A 21,056-nucleotide genomic window follows, 5' to 3' on the forward strand; every position below is an offset into this window, starting at 1 on the left:
TTGGAGCGGGAAACCGGGTTCGAACCGGCGACCTCAACCTTGGCAAGGTTGCGCTCTACCAACTGAGCTATTCCCGCGTGGCATCCCCAAGGGGAGTCGAACCCCTGTTACCGCCGTGAAAGGGCGGTGTCCTAGGCCTCTAGACGATGGGGACCCAGAATCACCTCTGTCGTTTCGCTCCGCCTTAAAGTGTAGCTCTGCGTCAGAAGTGGGGCGCATTCTATGTACCGTTCGGGATACTGTCAACACCCGAACTGCATTTTTTTTCTTTTATTGTCAGGCACTTACCTAACCTGATGGAATTCGGGTGGGAGAATTTGGGCGACTGGTGGCCCCACCGCCCTGAATTCTGGCATCTTCATGCAGCACCTCAAGAAATTCACGTATGCGCTTGGCGTTGGCGCCCAAATCACTCACTCCCTCACGGGAACTGGATCGCACATCTACCCTCGAACCGCCATCCTCATCCGCTCGCACCCGCACCACGATATCATCGGTGAAACCCAGCAGCAGTGTGCGGTCGGTTGCTTCAATATGGCCCTTCTCAGGCTCGTAGGACACAATCCTCCAACCCAGCTCCCTGGCCACCTGAGCGGCCAACTGAGTGGCTCGCTCAATCGGCAGGTGCACATGCAAGGGGTTGATATCGGCATAGACATCAGCTCCACGCTGTAATCGCGCCACCGATTCCCCACCATACTCGGCGCTGTTATCTCCGGGCTTGCGCAAAGCCAACACCGCCTGGTAGCGCGGAGGGTTACGGGTATCGGTAGTGATATCGTGGATTCTCGGCACACTGAAATTGTCCTTACCCACGGTAATCAGGGGCACAGCCAGCGGCAGCAGACCCAGCAGTGTCGCCCAGAGGGCATTGCTACGCGTCTGCGCACTGTGCTTTCGCATACCCCAGACAAACACAAATAGACTTACCAGCGCGATGGCGAGTGCCGCCATCCCCGCATAGGTAAACACCTTGAACACCACACTGAAACGCAGCAACTCAAGCCTCAGCGCCAGGCCGGCGAACACAATGAGCGCAAGCAACCCCCACTGCATCCTCAACAGCCAGCGACTCCAGTGTATTTTGCTCACTCACCCTCCCCTTCTGCAGAATCTTCATAGTCCAGCGTCACGGATAGGGAATTCACGCAATAGCGCAGGCCCGTCTCAGTGGGCCCATCCTCAAATACATGCCCCAAATGGCTATCACACTGGCTACAGCGAATTTCAACCCGCTGCATACCAAAACTGCTATCCGCCTGTTCCCGCACTATCCCCCTAGCAAACTCCGCATCGAAGCTGGGCCAGCCACAATGACTCTGAAATTTAGCACTGGAATCAAACAAAACCTCACCGCAGCAACGGCAGCGATACACTCCATCGTCAAAAACATCCCAATATTCGCCACTAAACGGCGGCTCTGTCCCTCCCTTGCGACAGACCTCAAACTCCTCATCTGTTAGCTGTTCGCGCCAGTAGTTATCGTCTTTCGGTTTTGACATACTCTCTCGTTCCGTTTTTATCGTTCCCGCAGGAGCGGCAGTCGCCGCCAGTAAACGCCCCGCCTATCGCGCAGCTCGCTCGCGGCCCAGGCCGCTCCTGCCCATTTACAGGGCTGCCGCACCACCATGAAGGACATCCAAAAATCTGAAAAACTGCACGGCGTCTGCTACGAGATTCGCGGTCCGGTCATGGAACAGGCCCAACGCATGGAGGAGGAAGGCCACCGCATTCTCAAGCTGAACATCGGCAACCCCGCCCCCTTCGGCTTTAACGCCCCGGACGAGATTATCCAGGACGTCATCCACAACCTCTCCCAGGCACAAGGTTATGTGGAGTCCAAGGGCCTCTTCGCCGCACGCAAAGCCATTATGCAAGAGTGCCAGACCCTGGGTATCCAGGGGGTTGAAATTGACGACATCTACCTTGGCAACGGCGTCTCCGAATTGATTTCGATGGCCACCCAGGCGCTGCTCAATAATGGCGATGAGCTGCTGCTGCCCATGCCCAACTACCCCCTGTGGATGGCAGCCACCAACCTCGCCGGCGCCAACCCAGTGCTGTACCGCTGCGACGAGGAGTCTGACTGGCTGCCGGATATCGAGGATATCAAAGCAAAGATCACCTCCCGCACCCGCGGTATCGTGGTAATCAACCCGAACAACCCCACCGGGGCTATTTACCCAAAGGCCCTACTGGAAGACATTGTAGAGGTGGCGCGCAGCCACAACCTGGTGATTTTTGCCGACGAAATCTATAGCAAAATTCTCTACGATGACGCAGAGTTCACCCCCATGGCCAAACTGGCCCCGGACGTACTCTGCCTGAGCTTTAACGGACTATCGAAATCTTACCGCCTGGCCGGCTTTCGCTCGGGTTGGATGATCGTGAGTGGCACCAAGGAGCGCGCACAGGGCTTTATTGAGGGTATGGATATGCTCTCCTCGATGCGGCTGTGTGGCAATGTGCCGGCGATGTTTGCCGTACAGACCGCGCTGGGCGGCTACCAGAGCATCAACGACCTGGTGCTGCCCGGTGGACGTCTGCGCCAACAGAGAGACCTTGCCCACCGCATGCTCAACGATATTCCCGGCGTCAGTTGCGTCAAACCCAGCGGCGCCATCTACCTGTTCCCCAAATTGCACCTGAACCATCACAAAATCGAAAGCGACGAACGGCTGGTACTGGAATTCCTGCGCCAGGAAAAAATTCTGTTGGTGCAGGGCAGCGCTTTCCACTGGGATGCGCCCGACCACCTGCGCATTGTTTTTCTACCCCGCGTCGATGACCTCTCCCACGCCATTGAACGGCTCGGCTACTTTTTGGAGCAGTATTCCCGCTGATGTTGGACGATCTACATATTCACGATTTCTACCGCGACACCGGCAGAATTCTCTTGGCGTTGTTTGGGCAGTTTCCTATGCCCTCCACCATTTACGTAGAGGATATCTCCGGGCCCGATACACCGGACGAATTTGGCCTGCACGCGCCGCGGCATTTGGCCTGCCTGGGCGCCATAAGCTGGTTAAAACAGAGCGGCTATATCCACTTTTCCCAGCTGGTGCGGCAAGAGGCTGCGGAGGAAGCCGTGCTCAGTCACCGGGGGTTTCTTCTGATGATTCATTCCGAGGAGGAATCCGGACAGAGCAACGCTCAGCTACTCAATAGTGCGGTGCGCGGCGGTTCTTCGGCAAAATTACAGGCGCTGGTGGAGCGCCTGATGCGCGAATTTGCCAATCTTTAAAACGTGGCAAGCCGCGGATGTTCGGGCGTGGTCGCTATTTCTGGCGGCGGTATTTAACGTGCAACATTTTTAATGCGGCATCCGGGTCCCGATCCGGGAAATCCGGGTTTTGCGCCAATCGTGCCACCACTTCATAGCCACTATCGGCGCCGAGTATCAACTCGCGAAAATGTACCTCATTGTGTCGCGGCGAATTGATCACCATCAGCAGGTCCGCTTCATCGGCAAGACAGGCGGGCAACTGTTGCAATAATTTTTCATAGTTATGACTCACATCGAAACGACCCTTCTGGCGCGTGGGCGGATCCACCACGGCAAGTTCAAAAGGCCCTCTGCGATCAAAGCGCTTGAACTGACGCAGCGCATCAAACTGCAGGAATTGAATACCCCGCAGAGATAATCCGTTCACCTCGTGATTTTCACGGCCGCGATTTAATACACCCCGATTCACATCCACATTGACGATCTCGATATCGCCGGCGGCGCGGGCCACAGTGGAAAAAGCGCAGGTGAAGGCGAACAGGTTCAGCATTTTCACCGACGGCCGCCCTGCACGGCTGCGCACCTGTTCTTCAATCCAGGCGCGGCCGGGCTCGATATCCAGGAAAAAACCCACATTCTGCCGATCAAAGGTCAGTGGGAATTTCAATGTATCTCGTAGCGCCACCGGCGCTGTTACCGGCTCACCACACTGCCATTGCAGCGGTGCACCGGGCTGATAGCGACGCTGTGCGGCCACACCCTGATAACCGTGAGACTCCGCCATTTGCCAAAGTTGCTCGCACAGCTCCCCCTCACCGGCGTACTCCTCAAAAAAAGTCACCAGCAGTGCGGGGAAAAAGCTGTCGATACAAACCTGCTCCAGTCCCTCAAAACAACGGCCGCGACCGTGGAACAGACGGCGGCTGTCACCGCCACCCGATACTAATTTGGACTCAACCTGCTCCAGGAGCCGCTGCCAATCGGTAGACACTCAGATTTCTCCATTACTCAAGGGGTAGAGGATTGCATCCCGGTAGCCTGTAACCACCCGGATAAAACCACTCCACTGTCGATCTAGCTCGGGGTCACCGCTATCCACCAACAGGGGGCGCCCTCCGAGTTCGCTTATCTTGGTTTTGGTGGCAACAACCAGCAGATTTTCGCGGCCCACCTCCCGCAAAACTCGGGGTGAAAACTGCTGGTTGCCACGGCCGATTAAATGGCCCTGACCGCCGATGGCGGTGAGAATAATTTTTACCGCACCTGTTTTCAGTCCGCTGTTGTGTGCAGCAATCGCCGCCTCAATCTGCGGGGCACTCACATCGGTCTGAATTAGGATGCCATCACACAGCAGGTCCACTCCCAGCAAAGTGCCCTCACAACCCAACTCATTTAAAACCGCCAGAGTGGTAGAACCGGGACCAACGATATACAAGATGCCCGGCTCCAACGCCTCAACAATATCGGCGGCAATATCCGCTACCGCTAGCGCCTCGACCTCGCGCCCGGCATTTTTTACCGCCTGAAGGAAATGCCCCTCCTGAGGCACAAGCAGCTCACCATAATGACAGGTACTCACCCGCCCCTGGCGAAAACTACTCTCGTCGATATCCCGCACCTCGCGCTCGCACACATCTACCAGCTCACCCGCGAGCAATTTACGCAACACTTCTCCACCCGCTTTGGGGGAAATAGCAAAACAGGCAGAGTGCATTTTGACGCCAGCGGGAATGCCCAGCACAGGGAAGTTATCCCCCAATGCATTGGTAATATTGCGCGCAGTGCCATCACCACCGATAAACACGATCAGGTCGGCACCAGCATCGCGAATCGCCGCTGCGGCTCTCTCGGTATCTGCGGATTTTGATGGGGTGGTTTCAGCAGCTCCCACCTCATACACGGCAAACCCCAGCTCGCGAGCAATATCCGCACCCATGTCGCCAGCAAAACACAGAAGTTCCACCTGCTGTCGAAATGGGCCGAGGGCTTCCAGGGCCGTGGCGGCACGCTGCTGGGATTGCGGTTGTATACCCGCGGCCAGGGCCCGCGCCACTGTCTCAGCCCCATCGCTGCCTTTCAGCCCCGCCGGGCCGCCAACACCAGCCCAGGGATTAATAATCAACCCGAGCTTTTTAACTGGCTGCTCTAATCGCACATCAACCCCAGTACTGCCAATTGTTCTCTATTGTGGTCATCCAGGTTTTGGGCAGAGCCAACATAATGGGAAAATTCCAATCGCTCGGGATATTCTCGGCGCAGGCGATCGAAGGCTTTGGCCATGGGCTCAGCCCCCTCCACCACGGCACGCAGACGATAATCATCACTGCGGGGGTCGTACATCTGCAGCAGCAGATCAGCCACAGGCTCGACTCCCCCGTCAACCTGCGCCCCCACTGTCCCCGCGACAATCCGGGTTTTGGCCGACTCGTCATAAGGTGCACTGGCACTCTCTGGCTGTGCCAAGTCGAGGGCGCTAGACAGTGCCTCGCGGATCATGCGGGTGCCCGCGAGCTTGCCATCCAGGCTGTAGCCGGCGATATGCGGAGTGCCCAAATCGACACGCTGTAGCAACTCAAGATTGATATCCGGTTCGCCCTCCCAGACATCCAATACCGTTTTGAAGCGCCGCCCCTGTCGCAGTTGCTGTAGCAGTACGCGATTGTCAACCACCGCCCCCCGCCCAGCACTGATTAAAACGGCATTATCGCGAATCTGCGCCAACTGGTCGGCACCGATCATATGTAAGCTGGGAAAGCGCCCACCCTTAACCAGCGGCGCGTGCAGGCACACAATATCCTGGCCCAGCACGTGTTCCAGCGGCGAAAAATCCGGGTTTTCCGGCAACCAGGGATCATAGACAGCGCAGGAGGCACCCAATGTGTGTAGGCGCTTCTGTAATAACCCCCCCACATTGCCGCAACCGACGATACCAAAACTACGCCCACGCCAGTCCACTCCCAGGGCGGCCAATGCACAAAACACATACTCCACGACCGAATTGGCATTGCAACCGGGAGCAGCGCTCCAGTAGATGCCATTGCGCTCCATCCAGTCGGTATCAAGGTGATCGGTACCGATGGTACAACTGCCCACAAAGCGTACCGACGTCCCCTCCAGTAAACTCTGATTCACCCGGGTCACTGAACGCACCAGCAAAATATCCGCATCGACCAACTGTTCGCGGGTCAGGGTGCGTCCCGGATAACGTTCCAGGGTGCCCAGGTCACCAAAGTACTGCGCCAGTGCCGGTATATTTTCATCGGCAACAATCTTGAGGCCCGCGCCCTGGATGTGACTCTCACTCATATAAATTCTCCTTCGGCACGCTTCAATGTGCGCTCCATTTTTCCCGCCAGACCGCCGATTCCAAACTCCTCCGCCAAGGCCTTGGCCAGGTGCAGGTCCACCGGCTGCGGATACAGATCCGCCACTTTGACACCCAGGGGGATATTCTCCACAAGGCTTGTCAGGCGCTTGGCCAGACGCAATTGATCGGCATGCTCAACCAGTCGCTGCGCTATTCCTTTTGCCCCCCGGATTGGCAGAGACGCAACACGCTCAGATTGCTCCAGCAGCGCTTCGATATCATCAAAGACCGCCAGCAGGGCTGCGGCGGTCTTGGAGCCCACGCCTGGGACACCGGGTATATCGTCACTGGTATCCCCCACCAAAGCTAAGTAATCGGCCATCTGCGCCGGTCTCACACCGAACTTCTGCTCCAGGGCTGTACTGTCCATATGCCGATCTGCGGCAAAGTCCCACAGAGAGGAAGCGCCTCGCGCCATTAACTGCCCCAGGTCTTTATCGCGACTCACAATAACCGGGGCGTGATTGCGCAACTTGCGCGTGAGAGTGGCGAGCAGATCATCGGCCTCATAACACGCACTGGAAAAACTGGCGATGCCCAGCACCTCCGCCATTTCCCGGCAGGCCACCAACTGAAAGGCCAAGGCTTCATCGGGCAGAGCGCGACTGCATTTATAGTCCGGGTAAAGCGTATTGCGAAAGCAGCTACCCAGGGATTCGTCAAAGGCGCAGGCGATATGGCGCGGTTTCCTCGCCAGGAGGTCCAACAGGAAATTGGTAAAGCCATAAACCGCCTCGGTGCTATAGCCGCTGCGACTGTGCCAATTGGGTGGCAGAGCAAAGTAGTAGCGAAAGATATATACAGACGAATCAATCAGGTAACTGCTCACGATAGCTCCGCCAACTGGTAAGCGCAGCCATACAGGGGGTCTGACTGCTCAAACTCCAAAGCCAGAGCCATGGCAAAAGTACGCGCGCGTGCACTGGGACCCTCGGCACAATAAACCAAGACCTGCTGCCAGATCGCCTCCATGAAACGATCGCTGGGGCCGAGATCACTCTGCAAATTGTCCGCACTGACACGGAAGCGCAAGCCACAGGCTCGCGCGAAAATCCACTCCAACGCCTGAGGCTTTACCTCGACCAGCTCAAACTCGGCCTGCTGCTCGGCGCTGCGCCCATCCGGCGCATACCAGTAGCCATAGTCCGGCAGCTGACGACGCGCTTCTCCGGCCACACACCAATGAGCGGCCTCATGCAGAGCACTGGCGGCATAATCGTGGGTAAATTCCACTTGATGGTAGTCCAGCACTTCCCCCGCAGGCCGATAGTAAGGCTCGGAAAACCCACCACGCAGTCGGGTATTAAGCCCTCTCGGATCCGCAAAACAGCGATTAAAGACCCCTGTAATACGCTCCGCTAAAGATCTGACTTCAGGGGAGTCGTTAGAAACTGGAGCCATTTCTGGGCTGGGAACAGGCAAGATATTCTCCGGGGTACCGCAAAGGCGGGGACTATAACAACGGGGGCGCCGCGATCAAAGCCACGACGCCTCAAGGAGCACTTACCACGCCAGTTGCCTTTCCGCAAATCAACATATACCTTTACTCACAGGGAAGCCGCTGAGCACCCGCCCTTTCAGCGTATTCCCCGAGGAGAGGTCTAAAGCAGTCAAATACCCTCCTGCCCCGGTCTTCCTTCAGAGATAGGGCATTGCCAGTCGCACCTTTATCTGATCGGAGACGGTAAACAACCGGCCCTGCCAGGAGGTGTTCCATGACAGACCACAGCATCAACAATGTGGTTGACCTCTTCACCGGCGAGCCGATCGAAACTTCAGCAGACAGGCGCTTTATCCGCCTTTCGCCGGAGCTCGACGGCTTGGAAATGCTCTACTCCAACAATTCAAGTGGAACAGACCTATACAGCCTAAAAGTGCTCTGCTGGGGACTCAGAGCGAATGGCGAGATTGTAGGCCTCGTTCCGTGGTTAAACGCGATAGTCGCCTGTCCAGATATCAGGGACCCTTTAGACGGACGCTTCGAAGGCTACTACGACCCAGGCATTGAGGAAGTCTTCCACCACCCCCCCATTCACAAAGTCGTCGAGCTGGAGACTGCGGCGGAATACTTTGAGTTTGAAAGCAGCAAAGCCGAGGAAGTACTGCAGGAGATCCCCGATACCATCGGCACCCACGCGGTGTTTATGGACGAGGATCGGGAGAACCTGACGCTGATGGAGGTCATCAGCTGGAGACTGCACACTGATGGCGTTATTCACAGCATGCTGATCGACCACGATGTGGTCGAAACCACCCCGGTGTTGCCGGGGGATCACTGCCTATACCCGGCACAGGAGAGCGAGGGCTTCCGCTATTTCTTCCAACACCATATCGCCAACAAGATCAAATCCGAGGACCCTGAAGCACTGGCCGCCATCGCCGCTCTGGTAACGGCACCATAAAACTTGCGGGTCTGAACAGTCGGATATTGGGACTTTTTTGCGAGCACAGCGCCCCGACCCCGCTCAGCGGGGCCGGGGTCGTACCTTTGACCCGTTATCCAGCTTTCTTAATCCAGTACAAAAACTCGTCCTGCTCCTCTGTATGGTGGACCAGTTCGTAGCCGAGAAACTGGCAGAACTTGGGCACATCCCGCTGGGTCGAGGGATCGGTAGCCATCATTTTCAACACCTCCCCATCGGCGACATTTCGCACCGCGGAGTGCAGCATCATTACGGGTTCCGGGCACAGCAGGCCGCGGGCATCGAGAGTGTGATCAAACTTCATAGGTTTTATTGTGCGCAATTAAGCAGGTTTCGTCACCCGGAAACTGACCGCGGCCTCTACCGGCGACAAGCGCGCTAGAATCCACTAAGGCCCTAGCGTTTTTGGGTATGTGATGATCTATGTATTGATTGAGCGGGAAATTGCCGCCGAGATGCAGAGCAGCTACGAAGAGGCGGCGCGCAGAGTACTCACCTGCGCCTACCGCACCGTTGGCTTTATCGAGGGCCAAACCTATATCGAGAGAGGTAACCCACTGCGCCGCTTTACCCTATCCAAATGGCAATCTGAACTGCATTGGCAACACTGGTACACCAGCGAGGAGCGCCGCGCCCAGATGGCCCAGTTGAGCCCCCTGCTCGTGCAAGAGGAGCGCATCACGATTCTTGAAACCGCCGCATGAACGATACCGATGTATCGACCGCAGACTGCCAGTGCTGGATCTGAGTAAAACCACTGGCGCGACGGGGCTTGAAGTCATGGTCACCATCCCCCAACCATTCAACCTCAATCGTGCCCGCCAATGCATAGGTGGCCACTTCGTCACGGTTACCCAAAGGGTCTCTTTCCCCTTGGACAATGAGCGCTGGGCAGTCGATACCCCGAAGGTGCTCAGTGCGCAGCTTGTCCGGCTTACCCTGGGGGTGAAAGGGGTACCCCAGGCAAATAAGCCCGGCAATCACACCCTCAGCAAAGCGCTCAACAGCGAGTAGGCTAGCCACTCGCCCTCCCAGGGATTTGCCACCAATAAACAGGGGAAGGTCACCCGTAAAGCAACCGATCTGCTCTAGGAAGCACGCCTGCAGCTGGGGCATGGTGTTGGGGGGGCGCTTGCTACCGCCGGTGCGGCGCTGGGCCATATAAGGAAACTCAAAGCGCACCACTTCGATGCCTTTAGCACAGAGCGCCTGGGCAAACGCCTGCATAAAGGCACTGTCCATGGGCGCACCTGCACCGTGGGCGAAAAGGAAACGCGCAAAAGGCACCTCCGGGGTATCGATGATATTTTCAGACATCGGTGGGCAGATCCTGGGCCAGTACCAGGTTGACACTCTCCTCACCGGGTTCAAACCAAATGACCACATCGCCGGACTGCAGCTGCCTGCGCAGGCTCGCTACTTTTTCAGGCAAATCAACATCGCGCTCGCCGTACTCGGTGCCCTCGCGGGTAGCGTATTCTTCCAGTAGGCTCTGCAGGGTGCTGGCGTCCAGCTGTTCAAAGGGAACAATCATACAACTTTCAAATTCGGCTGAAACGGGAGCGACCAAGGCCGCTCCCGGGGTGTTAAACACTATGAGGGATGGGGATTAGAACTCAGGACTTGGGTTTGCGGAAGCGCAGTGTCATACGATCGCTCTCGCCAATAGCCAGATACTTTTCTTTGCCTTCATCGCCCAGGCGCAAGACGGGTGGAAGGGTCCAAACGCCTTTCGGGTGCTTGGCAGTATCTTTCGGGTTGGCGTTAACTTCACTGGCTTCCTCCAGCACAAAGCCGGCCTTTTTAGCCACTTCAATCACATAGTCCTGGGTTACATAACCGCTTTCGACCATATCCTCTTTGCTGGTGCCCACCTTGGCGCGGTGCTCTACCACACCCAAAACGCCGCCGGGTTTTAACGCGGCAAAGAAGCTGGCGAAGGCCTTGTCTTCGTATCCGCGGTACATCCAGTTATGCACATTGCGAAAAGTCACCACCGCATCGGCACTGCCTGCAGGGGCGATTTCACGACCGGTTTGCGGGGAGAACTCAGTCACCTCAACATTTTGATAGGCTTTCTTATTGGCTGCCAGCTTATCTTTAAAGTTCTTCAGGGAGCGCTGGTAATAGGAAGATTCGCTGTCCTCGGGGAAGTGCGCCGCGTAGAGCTTGCCCTTCTCGCCCAGGTAAGGCCCGAGGATTTCGGTGTACCAACCACCTCCTGGAGTGATTTCCACCACGGTCATATCCGGCTCAATCCCGAGAAACTCCAGGGTTTCCGCTGGGTTCCGGTACTGATCGCGAGCGGCAAATTCCTTGCTGCGATGATCCCCCTTGATCGCGGAGTTCAGGTCGGCGGCCTGAGCCCCTCCAGCCAGGGCCAGTGTGCCGGCCAATACCAGTAGGGATTTCTTGATATTCATCGTCATAATCGTTCCTGTGTTGTTATCGTTAATCCAGCTTCGATCGCACGCTGTCGATCTTATCCTGTAAAGACTGATCCCGGTCAATACGAGTTCCCAATTTCAGACTGGTAGTGATGCGATCGGCACCCATAGCATGAACCCGCTCGTGGCAGCGCTTTACGGCTGCCATCACGGCATCCCAGTCCCCCTCGATGTTGGTGCCGTAAGCATGCAGATGGTGAGTAAGCCCGGCCTCAGCCAGTACCTTTTCACATTCCGCAATATACTGGCTAACTGACACCCCCACACCCATGGGAATCACACATAAGTCGGCAATCACCTTCATTGGCAGTCCCTCGCTAAGTTACCTGTTACCGGGGTTAAAAATAATAGCTTTGAGGTTGGACGATAGAGTTATCCGACGAGATCCTATTACAATGACAATTACTCGTCTCTATTGAAGTAAAGGAACACAATATGCAACAGCACCTTGTTATCTCCATGATCTGTGACGATAAGCCCGGTGTAGTTGAAAAGCTTTCTACAGTCATTGCTGATAACGGTGGCAACTGGGAGGACAGTCACATGGCGCACTTCGCCGGTAAATTTGCCGGCATTTTGCGCGTCGCGGTCCACGGAGACAAAGCCCAAAACTTGAAAAACGCCCTCGGCACCCTCTCGGAAGCTGGCTACAACTTGGTCATTGAGGATGCCATTGCGATCACCGCCGCACCCCAGCAGACTCTCACGCTGAAACTGGTCGGTAATGATCGTGCGGGCATTGTGCGCGAAATTGCCCGCACACTCACCGCCCACCATATCAATATGGAGCAGCTGGAAACCACCTACGGCAGCACTCCCTGGAGCGGCGAGCCGCTCTTTAGGGCCGAGTGCACCATCAGTGTGGACGAGGATATGGATCTCGACGGTCTGCGCGATGAACTCGATCAGATCGCCAATGAGTTGGGAGTAGAGATCGACTGCGAGGAGATCGCCACTCCCCTCTAATTGTGGAATAATCCGCAGCCATACAAGACCGGGCGCTCCATGCCCGGCTTCTATCACGTTAGCTAGCCAGAAAGTACCCATCGGGGCGTCCGCCAAGCAATGTTCAAAATCGTTCTATACCAACCGGAAATTGCTCCCAATACCGGCAATATAATTCGCCTCTGCGCCAACACCGGGGCCGAGCTGCACCTGATCGAACCCCTGGGCTTCGATATGGATGACAAGCGACTGCGTCGCGCCGGGCTCGACTACAGCGAATACAGCCGCGTGGTCCGCCACCCCGATTGGCAGGGATTCCTCGATAGCGAAAAGCCGAAGCGGGTACTCGCCCTTTCTACCAAGGGCAAGCGCAGCCATACCGGCATCCAGTATCGAGATGGTGATGCCATTGTGTTTGGCCCCGAAACCCGCGGTCTGCCGGCGGAGTTCTTACAGGCCGTTGGCCCCGATAACACCCTGCGCATTCCCATGCGCGCCGAAAGCCGCAGTATCAATCTGTCCAACTCCGCCGCCATCGTGATCTATGAAGCCTGGCGACAGCTGGACTTCCTCGGCGCCATCGATCAGCAGTAAGAATTTCAATATTTATGCAAAGCTCCCAAGCCCCGATAGGCCTCTTTTACGGCTCCAGTACCTGTTACACAGAAATGGCTGCGGAAAAAATTCGCCAGTGTATTGGGCCTCAGTGGATCGACCTACACAATGTGGGTGAAGCAGATATTGCCCTGGCCGAGGACTACGATTTCCTATTGTTTGGCATTCCCACCTGGGACTACGGTGAACTGCAGGAAGACTGGGAAAATATCTGGGACGACCTGGCGGGGCTTAACTTAGATGGCAAAAAGGCCGCTTTGTTCGGCCTCGGCGACCAGGAGGGCTACCCCCAGTGGTTCCAGGATGCTTTGGGTTATCTGCATGCCCAACTACTTGCCTGTGGCGCTCGAGTCGTCGGTTACTGGCCGGCGGAGGGCTATGAATTTGAAGAATCCAAAGGACTCACAGACGATGGCAGTCAGTTCGTAGGGCTTGCTCTCGATGAAGAAAATGAATTTGACCTCAGCGAGGAACGCATCGAGCGCTGGTGCGCCCAAGTGATGGGCGAGTTTGGCCTGCGAGACAAGATCTAGGGAAGTATCGTTTTGAGCAAGCCCGGCAAACAGGCCGATATCCAGTGGCGAGAAGATGGCCAGCCACTATCCCGTGCCTATGACGATATCTATTTCTCCAGTGCCTCCGGCCTGGAAGAGACACGCTACGTTTTTTTGCAGCAAAATGCCCTGGCGGAACGCTGGGCAAACCTAAATGAGCACGCCACCTTCACTATTGGCGAAACCGGTTTTGGCACCGGGCTCAACTTTCTCGCCGCCTGGGAACTCTGGCAAGAGACCGCCCCCAAAAGCGCCCGCCTACATTTTATTACGGTGGAAAAATCCCCCCTGCATCCCCAGGATTTACGCAGAGCCCTGGCGTTGTGGCCGCAGCTGGAGGCCTTTTCCCAGACATTCATTGATGGCTACCCACCACTGCTGGCCGAGGGTGTACACCGCCTGCAGTTTGGCCCTGTAAGCCTGACTCTGATTATTGGTGAAGCGAGCGAGGCGCTGCAAAGCCTGCGCTTGCAACAGGAGTGCCGGGACCGTTTAGTCGACGCCTGGTTCCTGGACGGTTTTGCCCCAGCTAAAAATCCAGATATGTGGACACCGAAGCTGTTCGGAAACATGGCCAGTTTGAGCCGGCCCGACGCAACCTTTTCCACCTTCACCTGTGCCGGGCTGGTCAAACGCGGGCTGCGCGATGCGGGTTTTGCCCTGCACAAGGTGCCGGGCTTCGGCAGCAAACGGGAAATGCTGTGTGGCACCCTGGAAGCACTTCACCACAACGATTTCAAAACCACGCCTTGGCACCTACCCGCTACCGCACCGCAGCGGCCAGAATCCGTCACCATTATTGGTGGCGGGATCTCCGGCGCCACCATCGCTAGAGCGCTAGCGGAACGCGGCGTGCGAGTACAACTATTTGAGCGGGGACCTGCCCCCGGCAGCGGCGGCTCCGGAAATGACCAGGGCATACTCTACGGAAAACTGTCTCCGAAACCGGGCCCCAATGGCGACTTTAATCTCAACGCCCTGATGTTTGCCCAGCGCTATTATCGCCAATATTGCCCGCAACTCGCGCATTTCAATGGCCTCCTGCAACTGGCGCAGACAGATAAGGAACAACAGCTACAACAGCAGATCAGCGACGCTCTAGCCCTATACCGCGACCAAAATCTTGCCCAGGCAATCAGTGCAGAAGAGGCGAGTACTTTGGCGGGCGTAGCGCTGCCATTTAGCGGTCTGTATTTCCCCGGCGCTGGCTGGCTGGAGCCACAAAAAGTTTGTACTTCCCTGCTCGAACACGAAAATATCACGCGGCAACATTGCCATGAGGTGGAAATGCTCGCTAGACGGCAGGGTCTGTGGCATTTGCGTGCTGCGGGCAAAGACATTGAGGCTGAAACAGTCATTCTCTGTGGGGCCAATGATATCCGTCACTTCGCACCGGCGGCCGTACTGCCCCTGCGCCCTATTCGTGGACAGGTTTCCAGAGCACTCGCCACAGAGGCCTCCTCACAATTACGGATAGCTCTTTGTGGTGAGGGGTATGTCACCCCTGCCCATGAAGGGCGCCAGAGTTTCGGCGCCACTTTTAAACTCAAGGAGAGCGCGACTGAATTGCGTGAGAGTGAACACCGGGAAAACCTGCAAACCTTGTCAGACCTACTCCCGGACCTCGCCGCTGAATTCTCTACCCAGGCATTCACGGGCCGCGCCGCCCTGCGCGCCGCGACACCCGACTACCTGCCCATCGCCGGGCCAATCCCCAACTGGGAATCCCTGCAGAGTACCTATGCCAACCTACGAAAAAACCGCAAGTTGCTGATCGGCGAATTAGCGGATTACCAACCGGGGCTTTATGCCATGGGTGGGCTGGGTTCCCGCGGTTTTACCTATGCGCCCTTGACGGCCGAACTGCTCGCCAGCTGGATAATGGGCGAGGCCCTGCCGGTCAGTGCCGAGCTCGCATTAGCCCTGCATCCGGCGCGCTTTGCCATCCGCGACCTGGGTAAGAATCGTCCGTCAGTTGGCAATTGAGGCATTCCTCAACTTCCCCGGTCGGGCCAGTAAGGTGGCACTTCCGGCTCCACAGGCTACGATTGTTTTCATCGCGGCCTCCACACTCACCCCCGGTAGGATCTCCACGCACTCCTCTGGCACGTGAAAGATAAACCCCGAAGTAGGCACCGGGGCGGTAGGCACATAAACGGTCATTTCCCCATTGTCATGTTGGGAGGTCACAATCGCTGTCACAGAGAGAGGGTTATCGGCTCCGTGGATGCGCACTCTGGCAACCGGCCCAGAAAGTACGCCCTCACCACTACCGCCGATAAATTGCGTAACCAGGTCTTTAATGGTGCTGTACCCAGGAGCCAGGCGGCCAAGCCAACGGTCCACATGCCGATGTAGCCAGTGGCCAATACTGGTTTTCACGAGGAGGCCGATCAAGAAGCAGCTTCCCAGAATCAACGCTATCACCACCAGTCGCGCAAGCGTATCCTTAAACTCTGTATGGGCTTCCAGCCAGACGACGGCAGGCGCGACAACTTCGCTGACTTGGCCAAACAACCACTGGAACAACAGTACAAAAATGGCAATGGGCAACACTACCGCCAAACCACCCAACAGGGTCAAAGTGACAAAGGTTTTTACTCTGGTCATAGATAATTGATGAACCGACTTAAAATTTGCAGCTGGATACCGCTGCTAACATTTTTCCTGCTGCCAATAGCGGCAGAGGCGCAACTCCAGACAACCCCATTCTCCGTCCTGGAGGAACGCCAGCGCGGCGGTGACCACTTCACCCAAGGGCTCTACTTTGACGGCCAGCGCTGGTGGGAAAGCAGCGGTCTCTACCGCCGCTCGTGGCTCGCCGAGTATACCGACCCCGGCGCCAAACCCGTAAGGCGCAAGAGACTGTCGCGCAAGTTATTTGCCGAGGGCCTCACGGTCTTGGGGGAAAAGCTCTATCTGCTGACTTACAAGGCGGGCGAACTGCACATCTACCGCTCCCACGACCTGCAGCATTTGGAGGTCAAGCACTATAAAGGCGATGGTTGGGGCCTCACCAGTGATGGCAAGTACCTAATCATGAGCAATGGGAGTGATGAGTTAACCTTTCGCGATCCCGACACTTTTGAAGTGCAGCGCCGGCTCCGGGTGCACGGCGGCGGGGAGGCCTGGTCCAATCTGAATGAACTGGAATATGCCGAAGGGCGGGTCTGGGCTAATATCTGGCTGGACAGCCGCATAATCGCTATAGACCCTCATAGTGGCGAAGTAATTGGCGCCATTGATCTCGGCCAACTAAACCCCGATATGCCAAATCATCCGGACACTGTGGCCAATGGTATAGCTTGGGACAAAGAACGAAACGGGCTTTGGGTAACCGGGAAATACTGGAAACAGCTGTATCTGATTCGCCCCGCGGGGCTGGGCTTCGACAAGCTGCCCAAACCCGAGCCCGCCGTTAATGCCGGCGATCAATAACCGTCAGCACACCGCCGTTGCGCAGATAATCCATGGAGGAGAGCTGCAGTTGCAGGCGAAACCCATGCCCCTGGCTTTGTAGGCTTACACCACTGAGTCCAGCCTTCCCATCATAAAGCAAAGTCGACTCACCCTTTTCATCCTGCCACTGAATCCCCTCCACATTGCGCATCCCCAAGAGCTCCAGAGTCACGAGAGTAAATTCCTCCGGTAGCGGCTGCAGTTCCACCCGCGCCACGCCAGAAGCCGTCGCCAGGGAAAATGCCAGCTGATTCTCCGGCGCAGGACGCCAGCCCAGGTGGGTATCCGCCACAACCGATTGCGCAAAATTGCGCGGAGTACTGGACGAGCAACCAAGTGGCCCGGCCAGGGCTGCCAACCACAACACAAGAAACACGATCAAAGTGCGCATAGACCTATCCTTAGGCGATCGCTGTGATAGCGTGCGATTATAACCCGTGAATTCCGTCACAACTCTTATGCTGACATTGCATCGTATTTCAAGGCAATACTATCCAATAAACCCGCCGCACAAAGTCGCTACGCGGGGTATACTCCGCCGCCATGAACTCCCCACAACATATTCTCGAACACGTCTTCGGCTACGCCCATTTCCGTGATCCCCAGGAAGCGGTGATCAATACATTAATGAGCGGCGATGATGCCTTAGTGCTGATGCCTACCGGCGGTGGCAAATCCTTGTGCTACCAAATCCCGGCCCTGGCCAGGCCCGGCTGCGGCGTGGTGATCTCCCCACTGATTGCCCTGATGCAAGACCAGGTGGAAGCACTCCAGGAAGCCGGTATCCGAGCCGCCTATCTGAACTCCTCTGTGCCCTACGACGAGGTCCAGGCTATAGAGAGCCAATTGCTGCACGGCGAGCTGGATCTTCTCTATCTCGCCCCCGAGCGCCTGCTGCAAGGGCGCACCCTGTCACTCTTACAGCGCACACAACTATCGTTATTTGCTATTGATGAAGCCCATTGTGTATCCCAGTGGGGTCATGACTTCCGTGCCGATTACCTACAGCTGAGCTGCTTACACGAACAGTTTCCCAGCGTGCCGCGTATCGCTTTAACAGCCACCGCCGACAAACGCACGCGCGCGGAAATTGCCCAGCGTCTCGATCTCGAGGGCGCGCGGCATTTTGTCAGCAGCTTTGACCGCCCGAACATCCAGTACCATATCGAACCCAAAGACAACCAGCGCCGCCAAATCCTCCAATTCCTGAAGAATGGACGAGAGGATCAAGCCGGCGTGGTTTACTGCCTGTCCCGCGCCAAAGTGGAAAATACCGCTGAATGGCTCACTCAACAGGGCTTCACAGCCCTTCCCTACCACGCCGGCCTACCGGCAGAGACTCGCGCTGAGCACCAGCGCCGCTTTCTGAGGGAAGAGGGTGTCATCGTTGTAGCGACCATCGCCTTTGGTATGGGGATAGACAAACCCGATGTGCGCTTTGTTGTTCACCTCGACCTTCCCAAGAGTGTCGAGGCCTATTATCAAGAGACCGGTCGCGCCGGCCGCGATGGCGAGCCCTCGGTGGCACTGTTGTTGTACGGCCTTGAAGATGTAGTCAAGCTTGGGCAGATGGTGGCATCCTCCGAGGGCAGTGAAGAGCACAAGCGCCAAGAGCGCACACGCCTCAATGCCATGCTGGGCCTGTGCGAAATGACCGAGTGCCGGCGCCAGGCACTACTGCACTATTTTGCCGAGACGCTGGAACAGCCCTGCGGAAATTGCGATACCTGCCTGGAATCCCCCGCCACTTGGGATGGCAGCGAAGCTGCGATCAAGCTGCTCTCCTGTGTCTACCGCACCGGCCAGCGCTTTGGCGCCAGCCATGTGATCGACGTACTGCGCGGCTCAGATAATGAGAAAGTACGCAAATTCAGCCACAACCAACTCTCCACCCACGGTATAGGTAAAGAGCTTACCGGCACAGAATGGAGAGCCGTGGTGCGCCAACTGATCGTAAGGGGCTACCTGGAAGTCGAAGGGGAATTTCAGAACCTGACGCTCACAGAAAACTGCCGCCCACTACTGCGTGGGGAGGAAAAGCTGCAGTTGCGCAAGTTGCCCGGCAAAACCCCTCGCGCACAAGCACGCAGCTCAGCAGCAATGGAAGACCTGGAACCCGGTGAGCAGCCCCTATGGGAAGCTCTGCGCAACTGCCGCAAAGAACTGGCTGAAGAGCGTGGCGTTCCTCCCTATGTCGTCTTTCACGATGCCACTCTGCGCGGAATGGTAAAAGCGCACCCACAAACCCGTAGTGAACTGCTTGCAGTCTCCGGCGTGGGAGACAGCAAGCTGGAGCGCTTTGGCGATACCTTCCTCGCCGTGCTCAGGGAATTCCCCAAGCACGTTTGATCGAGCAAACCTGCCTATTAGTCAGTTCACGTGGTATTGGGATGTACCCTCTTCCCGTGAACTTTTCCTCCCTGGGGATACCTGTGTTACAAAGGCACAAAGAGGTAAAAAATAACGTATAAATCCCCAGCGAGAGGAAACCATGAAAGTTATCGGCCACCTGATTAACGGCAAGCTGACGCACAGCGATACCTCCCCCCAACAATCCCGTCTGCAGGATCTCACCAACCCCTCCACCAACGAAGTGATCGGCAGGGTCGCACTGGCCAGCAAAGCCACTGTTGAAGAGGCCATCGCAGCCGCTGAAGCCGCCTACCCCACCTGGCGCAATCTGCCCACGGCCAAACGTGTGCGCATCATGTACCGCCTGCGCGACCTACTGGAAGAGAATGCGGATAAGATCTGTGAGCTGATTACTCAGGAACACGGTAAAGTTCTAAACGATGCGATGGGTGAACTGCAGCGCGGTATTGAGAATATCGAATATGTCTGCTCAGCTCCGGAAATGCTTAAGGGGGAACACAGTAAAAACGTCGGCCCGGCAATCGACTCCTGGAGTGAATTTCAGCCTCTAGGCGTCTGCGCAGGTATCACACCCTTTAACTTTCCCGCCATGGTGCCCCTGTGGATGTGGCCAATGGCTATTGCCTGTGGCAACACCTTTATCTTAAAACCCTCTGAGCGTACCCCGTCCTGTGCGCTATTTATCGCCGAACTGGGAATTGAGGCGGGCATACCCGCCGGTGTATTGAATGTCGTTAACGGCGATAAAGAAGCTGTAGACACCCTCCTGACCGACAGGCGTATTCAGGCAGCAAGTTTTGTCGGCTCCACACCGATTGCGGAGTATGTGTACACCACCGGCACAGCCCGCGGTAAAAGAGTTCAGGCTTTTGGGGGGGCGAAAAACCACGCTATCGTAATGCCAGACGCAGATCTAGATAACGCCGTCGCCGCATTAATGGGCGCGGCCTACGGTTCTTGTGGCGAGCGCTGTATGGCAATTTCCGTCGCCGTTGCGGTGGGCGATGACACCGCCAACACGCTCGTCGCTAAACTTCAGGCGCAGATCGCCCAGCTTAAAGTGGGCGATGGAATGGACAACCAAAACGATATGGGCCCCCTGGTAACCAAAGCCCATCTGAATAAAGTCCAGGGCCTGATCACTGCCGGTATTGAGGAGGGCGCGGAACTAGTAGTAGATGGCCGCAACCTGAAGGTGCCAGGTTATGAAAATGGCAATTATCTGGGAGCCTGCCTGTTTGACCGTGTCACTGCAGAAATGCACATACACAGCTGTGAAATATTTGGCCCGGTACTGTGTGTCATGCGTGTCGACACCATGCAAGAAGCGATGGATATCATCAATAACCATGAATACGGCAATGGTACCTGTCTGTTCACTCGTGACGGGGAAGCTGCGCGCTACTTTAGTGACAACATCAAAGTAGGCATGGTCGGTATCAATGTTCCGCTGCCGGTTCCCGTCGCGCACCATAGTTTCGGCGGCTGGAAACGCTCACTATTTGGAGACCTACATGCTTACGGGCCCGATTCTGTCCGGTTTTATACTAAGCGTAAAACCATCACTCAGCGCTGGCCAGCAAGCGGGGTAAGAGAGGGAATCCAATTCAGCTTCCCCAGTAATAGCTAACGTGATTGAGCAATCAT

General features: G+C 56.4%; 25 protein-coding genes and 2 tRNA genes. 11 read left to right on the forward strand and 16 right to left on the reverse strand.

What is annotated here, in order from left to right:
- Position 1: 1 nt before the first annotated feature.
- The 4 genes from Q1A69_RS12790 to msrB form a co-directional block, all read right to left on the reverse strand.
- Positions 2-77: transfer RNA gene (locus Q1A69_RS12790), tRNA-Gly, on the reverse strand.
- 1 nt (position 78) lies between these two features.
- Positions 79-154, reverse strand: a tRNA-Glu gene (locus tag Q1A69_RS12795).
- Positions 155-288: 134 nt separating this feature from the next.
- Complete coding sequence (locus tag Q1A69_RS12800) at positions 289-1,092, reverse strand: DUF1499 domain-containing protein (RefSeq protein WP_299585885.1); 804 nt, start codon at positions 1,090-1,092, stop codon at positions 289-291.
- Positions 1,089-1,502: a peptide-methionine (R)-S-oxide reductase MsrB gene (gene msrB / locus Q1A69_RS12805; RefSeq protein ID WP_299585888.1), complete on the reverse strand. Its 414-nt coding sequence runs from the start codon at positions 1,500-1,502 to the stop codon at positions 1,089-1,091. Before msrB ends, Q1A69_RS12800 begins: the two co-directional genes overlap by 4 nt.
- Positions 1,503-1,628: 126 nt before the next feature.
- Between msrB and Q1A69_RS12810 the strand changes: the two genes are divergently transcribed.
- Positions 1,629-2,843 carry a pyridoxal phosphate-dependent aminotransferase gene (locus Q1A69_RS12810; RefSeq protein WP_299585890.1) on the forward strand — a complete coding sequence of 405 codons (1,215 nt, stop codon included), beginning with the start codon at positions 1,629-1,631 and terminating at the stop codon, positions 2,841-2,843.
- A complete protein-coding gene (locus tag Q1A69_RS12815; protein ID WP_299585892.1) occupies positions 2,843-3,244 on the forward strand; it encodes a hypothetical protein in 402 nt (133 codons plus the stop codon). The genes Q1A69_RS12810 and Q1A69_RS12815 overlap by 1 nt, the downstream gene beginning before the upstream one ends.
- 34 nt (positions 3,245-3,278) lie before the next feature.
- Here Q1A69_RS12815 and Q1A69_RS12820 read toward each other — a convergent pair whose 3' ends face one another.
- The 5 genes from Q1A69_RS12820 to Q1A69_RS12840 are packed head-to-tail and all read right to left on the reverse strand — an operon-like array spanning position 3,279 to position 8,015.
- Positions 3,279-4,217 (reverse strand): class I SAM-dependent methyltransferase, encoded by a 939-nt coding sequence (locus tag Q1A69_RS12820; RefSeq protein WP_299585894.1) that lies wholly within the window; start codon positions 4,215-4,217, stop codon positions 3,279-3,281.
- Positions 4,218-5,381, reverse strand: a complete 1,164-nt coding sequence (locus Q1A69_RS12825; RefSeq protein ID WP_299585896.1) for an ATP-NAD kinase family protein — start codon at positions 5,379-5,381, stop codon at positions 4,218-4,220.
- Positions 5,372-6,532: a 4-phosphoerythronate dehydrogenase gene (locus Q1A69_RS12830; RefSeq protein WP_299585898.1), complete on the reverse strand. Its 1,161-nt coding sequence runs from the start codon at positions 6,530-6,532 to the stop codon at positions 5,372-5,374. The genes Q1A69_RS12825 and Q1A69_RS12830 overlap by 10 nt, the downstream gene beginning before the upstream one ends.
- Positions 6,529-7,422 carry a 5'-3' exonuclease H3TH domain-containing protein gene (locus Q1A69_RS12835; protein ID WP_299585900.1) on the reverse strand — a complete coding sequence of 298 codons (894 nt, stop codon included), beginning with the start codon at positions 7,420-7,422 and terminating at the stop codon, positions 6,529-6,531. Before Q1A69_RS12835 ends, Q1A69_RS12830 begins: the two co-directional genes overlap by 4 nt.
- Entirely contained in the window at positions 7,419-8,015 is a 597-nt protein-coding gene (locus Q1A69_RS12840; protein ID WP_299585902.1) for an elongation factor P hydroxylase, read from the reverse strand. Before Q1A69_RS12840 ends, Q1A69_RS12835 begins: the two co-directional genes overlap by 4 nt.
- A 293-nt stretch (positions 8,016-8,308) precedes the next feature.
- Here Q1A69_RS12840 and Q1A69_RS12845 point away from each other — a divergent pair, with 293 nt between their 5' ends.
- Complete coding sequence (locus Q1A69_RS12845; protein ID WP_299585905.1) at positions 8,309-8,995, forward strand: hypothetical protein; 687 nt, start codon at positions 8,309-8,311, stop codon at positions 8,993-8,995.
- Positions 8,996-9,089: 94 nt separating this feature from the next.
- Here Q1A69_RS12845 and tusA read toward each other — a convergent pair whose 3' ends face one another.
- Positions 9,090-9,320 (reverse strand): sulfurtransferase TusA, encoded by a 231-nt coding sequence (gene tusA, locus Q1A69_RS12850; protein WP_299585908.1) that lies wholly within the window; start codon positions 9,318-9,320, stop codon positions 9,090-9,092.
- A 112-nt stretch (positions 9,321-9,432) separates the two neighbouring features.
- On the opposite strand from tusA, the gene Q1A69_RS12855 reads away from it, so the two are divergent.
- Complete coding sequence (locus Q1A69_RS12855) at positions 9,433-9,720, forward strand: antibiotic biosynthesis monooxygenase (RefSeq protein WP_299585911.1); 288 nt, start codon at positions 9,433-9,435, stop codon at positions 9,718-9,720.
- Here the strand turns inward: Q1A69_RS12855 and Q1A69_RS12860 are convergent.
- From Q1A69_RS12860 to Q1A69_RS12875, 4 genes are all read right to left on the reverse strand, one after another.
- A complete protein-coding gene (locus tag Q1A69_RS12860; protein ID WP_299585914.1) occupies positions 9,695-10,333 on the reverse strand; it encodes an alpha/beta family hydrolase in 639 nt (212 codons plus the stop codon). The genes Q1A69_RS12855 and Q1A69_RS12860 overlap by 26 nt on opposite strands.
- Positions 10,326-10,550 (reverse strand): YheU family protein, encoded by a 225-nt coding sequence (locus tag Q1A69_RS12865; RefSeq protein WP_299585917.1) that lies wholly within the window; start codon positions 10,548-10,550, stop codon positions 10,326-10,328. Before Q1A69_RS12865 ends, Q1A69_RS12860 begins: the two co-directional genes overlap by 8 nt.
- 82 nt (positions 10,551-10,632) lie before the next feature.
- The gene (locus Q1A69_RS12870) at positions 10,633-11,445 is read right to left on the reverse strand and encodes a methyltransferase (protein ID WP_299585919.1); all 813 of its coding nucleotides are present in this window, start codon (positions 11,443-11,445) and stop codon (positions 10,633-10,635) included.
- A 22-nt stretch (positions 11,446-11,467) separates the two neighbouring features.
- Complete coding sequence (locus tag Q1A69_RS12875; protein WP_299585922.1) at positions 11,468-11,767, reverse strand: MTH1187 family thiamine-binding protein; 300 nt, start codon at positions 11,765-11,767, stop codon at positions 11,468-11,470.
- Between the two features lie 131 nt (positions 11,768-11,898).
- On the opposite strand from Q1A69_RS12875, the gene Q1A69_RS12880 reads away from it, so the two are divergent.
- From Q1A69_RS12880 to mnmC, 4 genes are all read left to right on the forward strand, one after another.
- On the forward strand, positions 11,899-12,429 hold the full coding sequence (locus Q1A69_RS12880) for an ACT domain-containing protein (RefSeq protein ID WP_299585925.1): 531 nt from the start codon (positions 11,899-11,901) through the stop codon (positions 12,427-12,429).
- A 99-nt stretch (positions 12,430-12,528) separates the two neighbouring features.
- A complete protein-coding gene (gene trmL, locus Q1A69_RS12885; protein WP_299585928.1) occupies positions 12,529-13,002 on the forward strand; it encodes a tRNA (uridine(34)/cytosine(34)/5-carboxymethylaminomethyluridine(34)-2'-O)-methyltransferase TrmL in 474 nt (157 codons plus the stop codon).
- Between the two features lie 14 nt (positions 13,003-13,016).
- Entirely contained in the window at positions 13,017-13,556 is a 540-nt protein-coding gene (gene fldB, locus Q1A69_RS12890; protein ID WP_299585930.1) for a flavodoxin FldB, read from the forward strand.
- A 12-nt stretch (positions 13,557-13,568) separates the two neighbouring features.
- Entirely contained in the window at positions 13,569-15,563 is a 1,995-nt protein-coding gene (mnmC, locus tag Q1A69_RS12895; RefSeq protein ID WP_299585933.1) for a bifunctional tRNA (5-methylaminomethyl-2-thiouridine)(34)-methyltransferase MnmD/FAD-dependent 5-carboxymethylaminomethyl-2-thiouridine(34) oxidoreductase MnmC, read from the forward strand.
- On the opposite strand, the gene Q1A69_RS12900 is transcribed toward mnmC, so the two are convergent.
- A complete protein-coding gene (locus Q1A69_RS12900; RefSeq protein ID WP_299585935.1) occupies positions 15,549-16,187 on the reverse strand; it encodes a DUF502 domain-containing protein in 639 nt (212 codons plus the stop codon). The genes mnmC and Q1A69_RS12900 overlap by 15 nt on opposite strands.
- A gap of 9 nt (positions 16,188-16,196) precedes the next feature.
- Here Q1A69_RS12900 and Q1A69_RS12905 point away from each other — a divergent pair, with 9 nt between their 5' ends.
- The gene (locus Q1A69_RS12905) at positions 16,197-17,015 is read left to right on the forward strand and encodes a glutaminyl-peptide cyclotransferase (protein ID WP_299585938.1); all 819 of its coding nucleotides are present in this window, start codon (positions 16,197-16,199) and stop codon (positions 17,013-17,015) included.
- Here the strand turns inward: Q1A69_RS12905 and Q1A69_RS12910 are convergent.
- Complete coding sequence (locus Q1A69_RS12910; RefSeq protein ID WP_299585941.1) at positions 16,996-17,427, reverse strand: hypothetical protein; 432 nt, start codon at positions 17,425-17,427, stop codon at positions 16,996-16,998. The two genes, Q1A69_RS12905 and Q1A69_RS12910, sit on opposite strands and share 20 nt — an antisense overlap.
- 152 nt (positions 17,428-17,579) lie before the next feature.
- Here Q1A69_RS12910 and recQ point away from each other — a divergent pair, with 152 nt between their 5' ends.
- Together recQ and Q1A69_RS12920 are read left to right on the forward strand one after the other, a co-directional pair.
- Positions 17,580-19,385 carry a DNA helicase RecQ gene (gene recQ / locus Q1A69_RS12915; protein ID WP_299585944.1) on the forward strand — a complete coding sequence of 602 codons (1,806 nt, stop codon included), beginning with the start codon at positions 17,580-17,582 and terminating at the stop codon, positions 19,383-19,385.
- Between the two features lie 142 nt (positions 19,386-19,527).
- Entirely contained in the window at positions 19,528-21,039 is a 1,512-nt protein-coding gene (locus Q1A69_RS12920; protein WP_299585947.1) for a CoA-acylating methylmalonate-semialdehyde dehydrogenase, read from the forward strand.
- Positions 21,040-21,056: the final 17 nt, after the last annotated feature.

The sequence above is a fragment of the uncultured Microbulbifer sp. genome, assembly GCF_947498635.1.
GTDB lineage: Bacteria > Pseudomonadota > Gammaproteobacteria > Pseudomonadales > Cellvibrionaceae > Microbulbifer > Microbulbifer echini.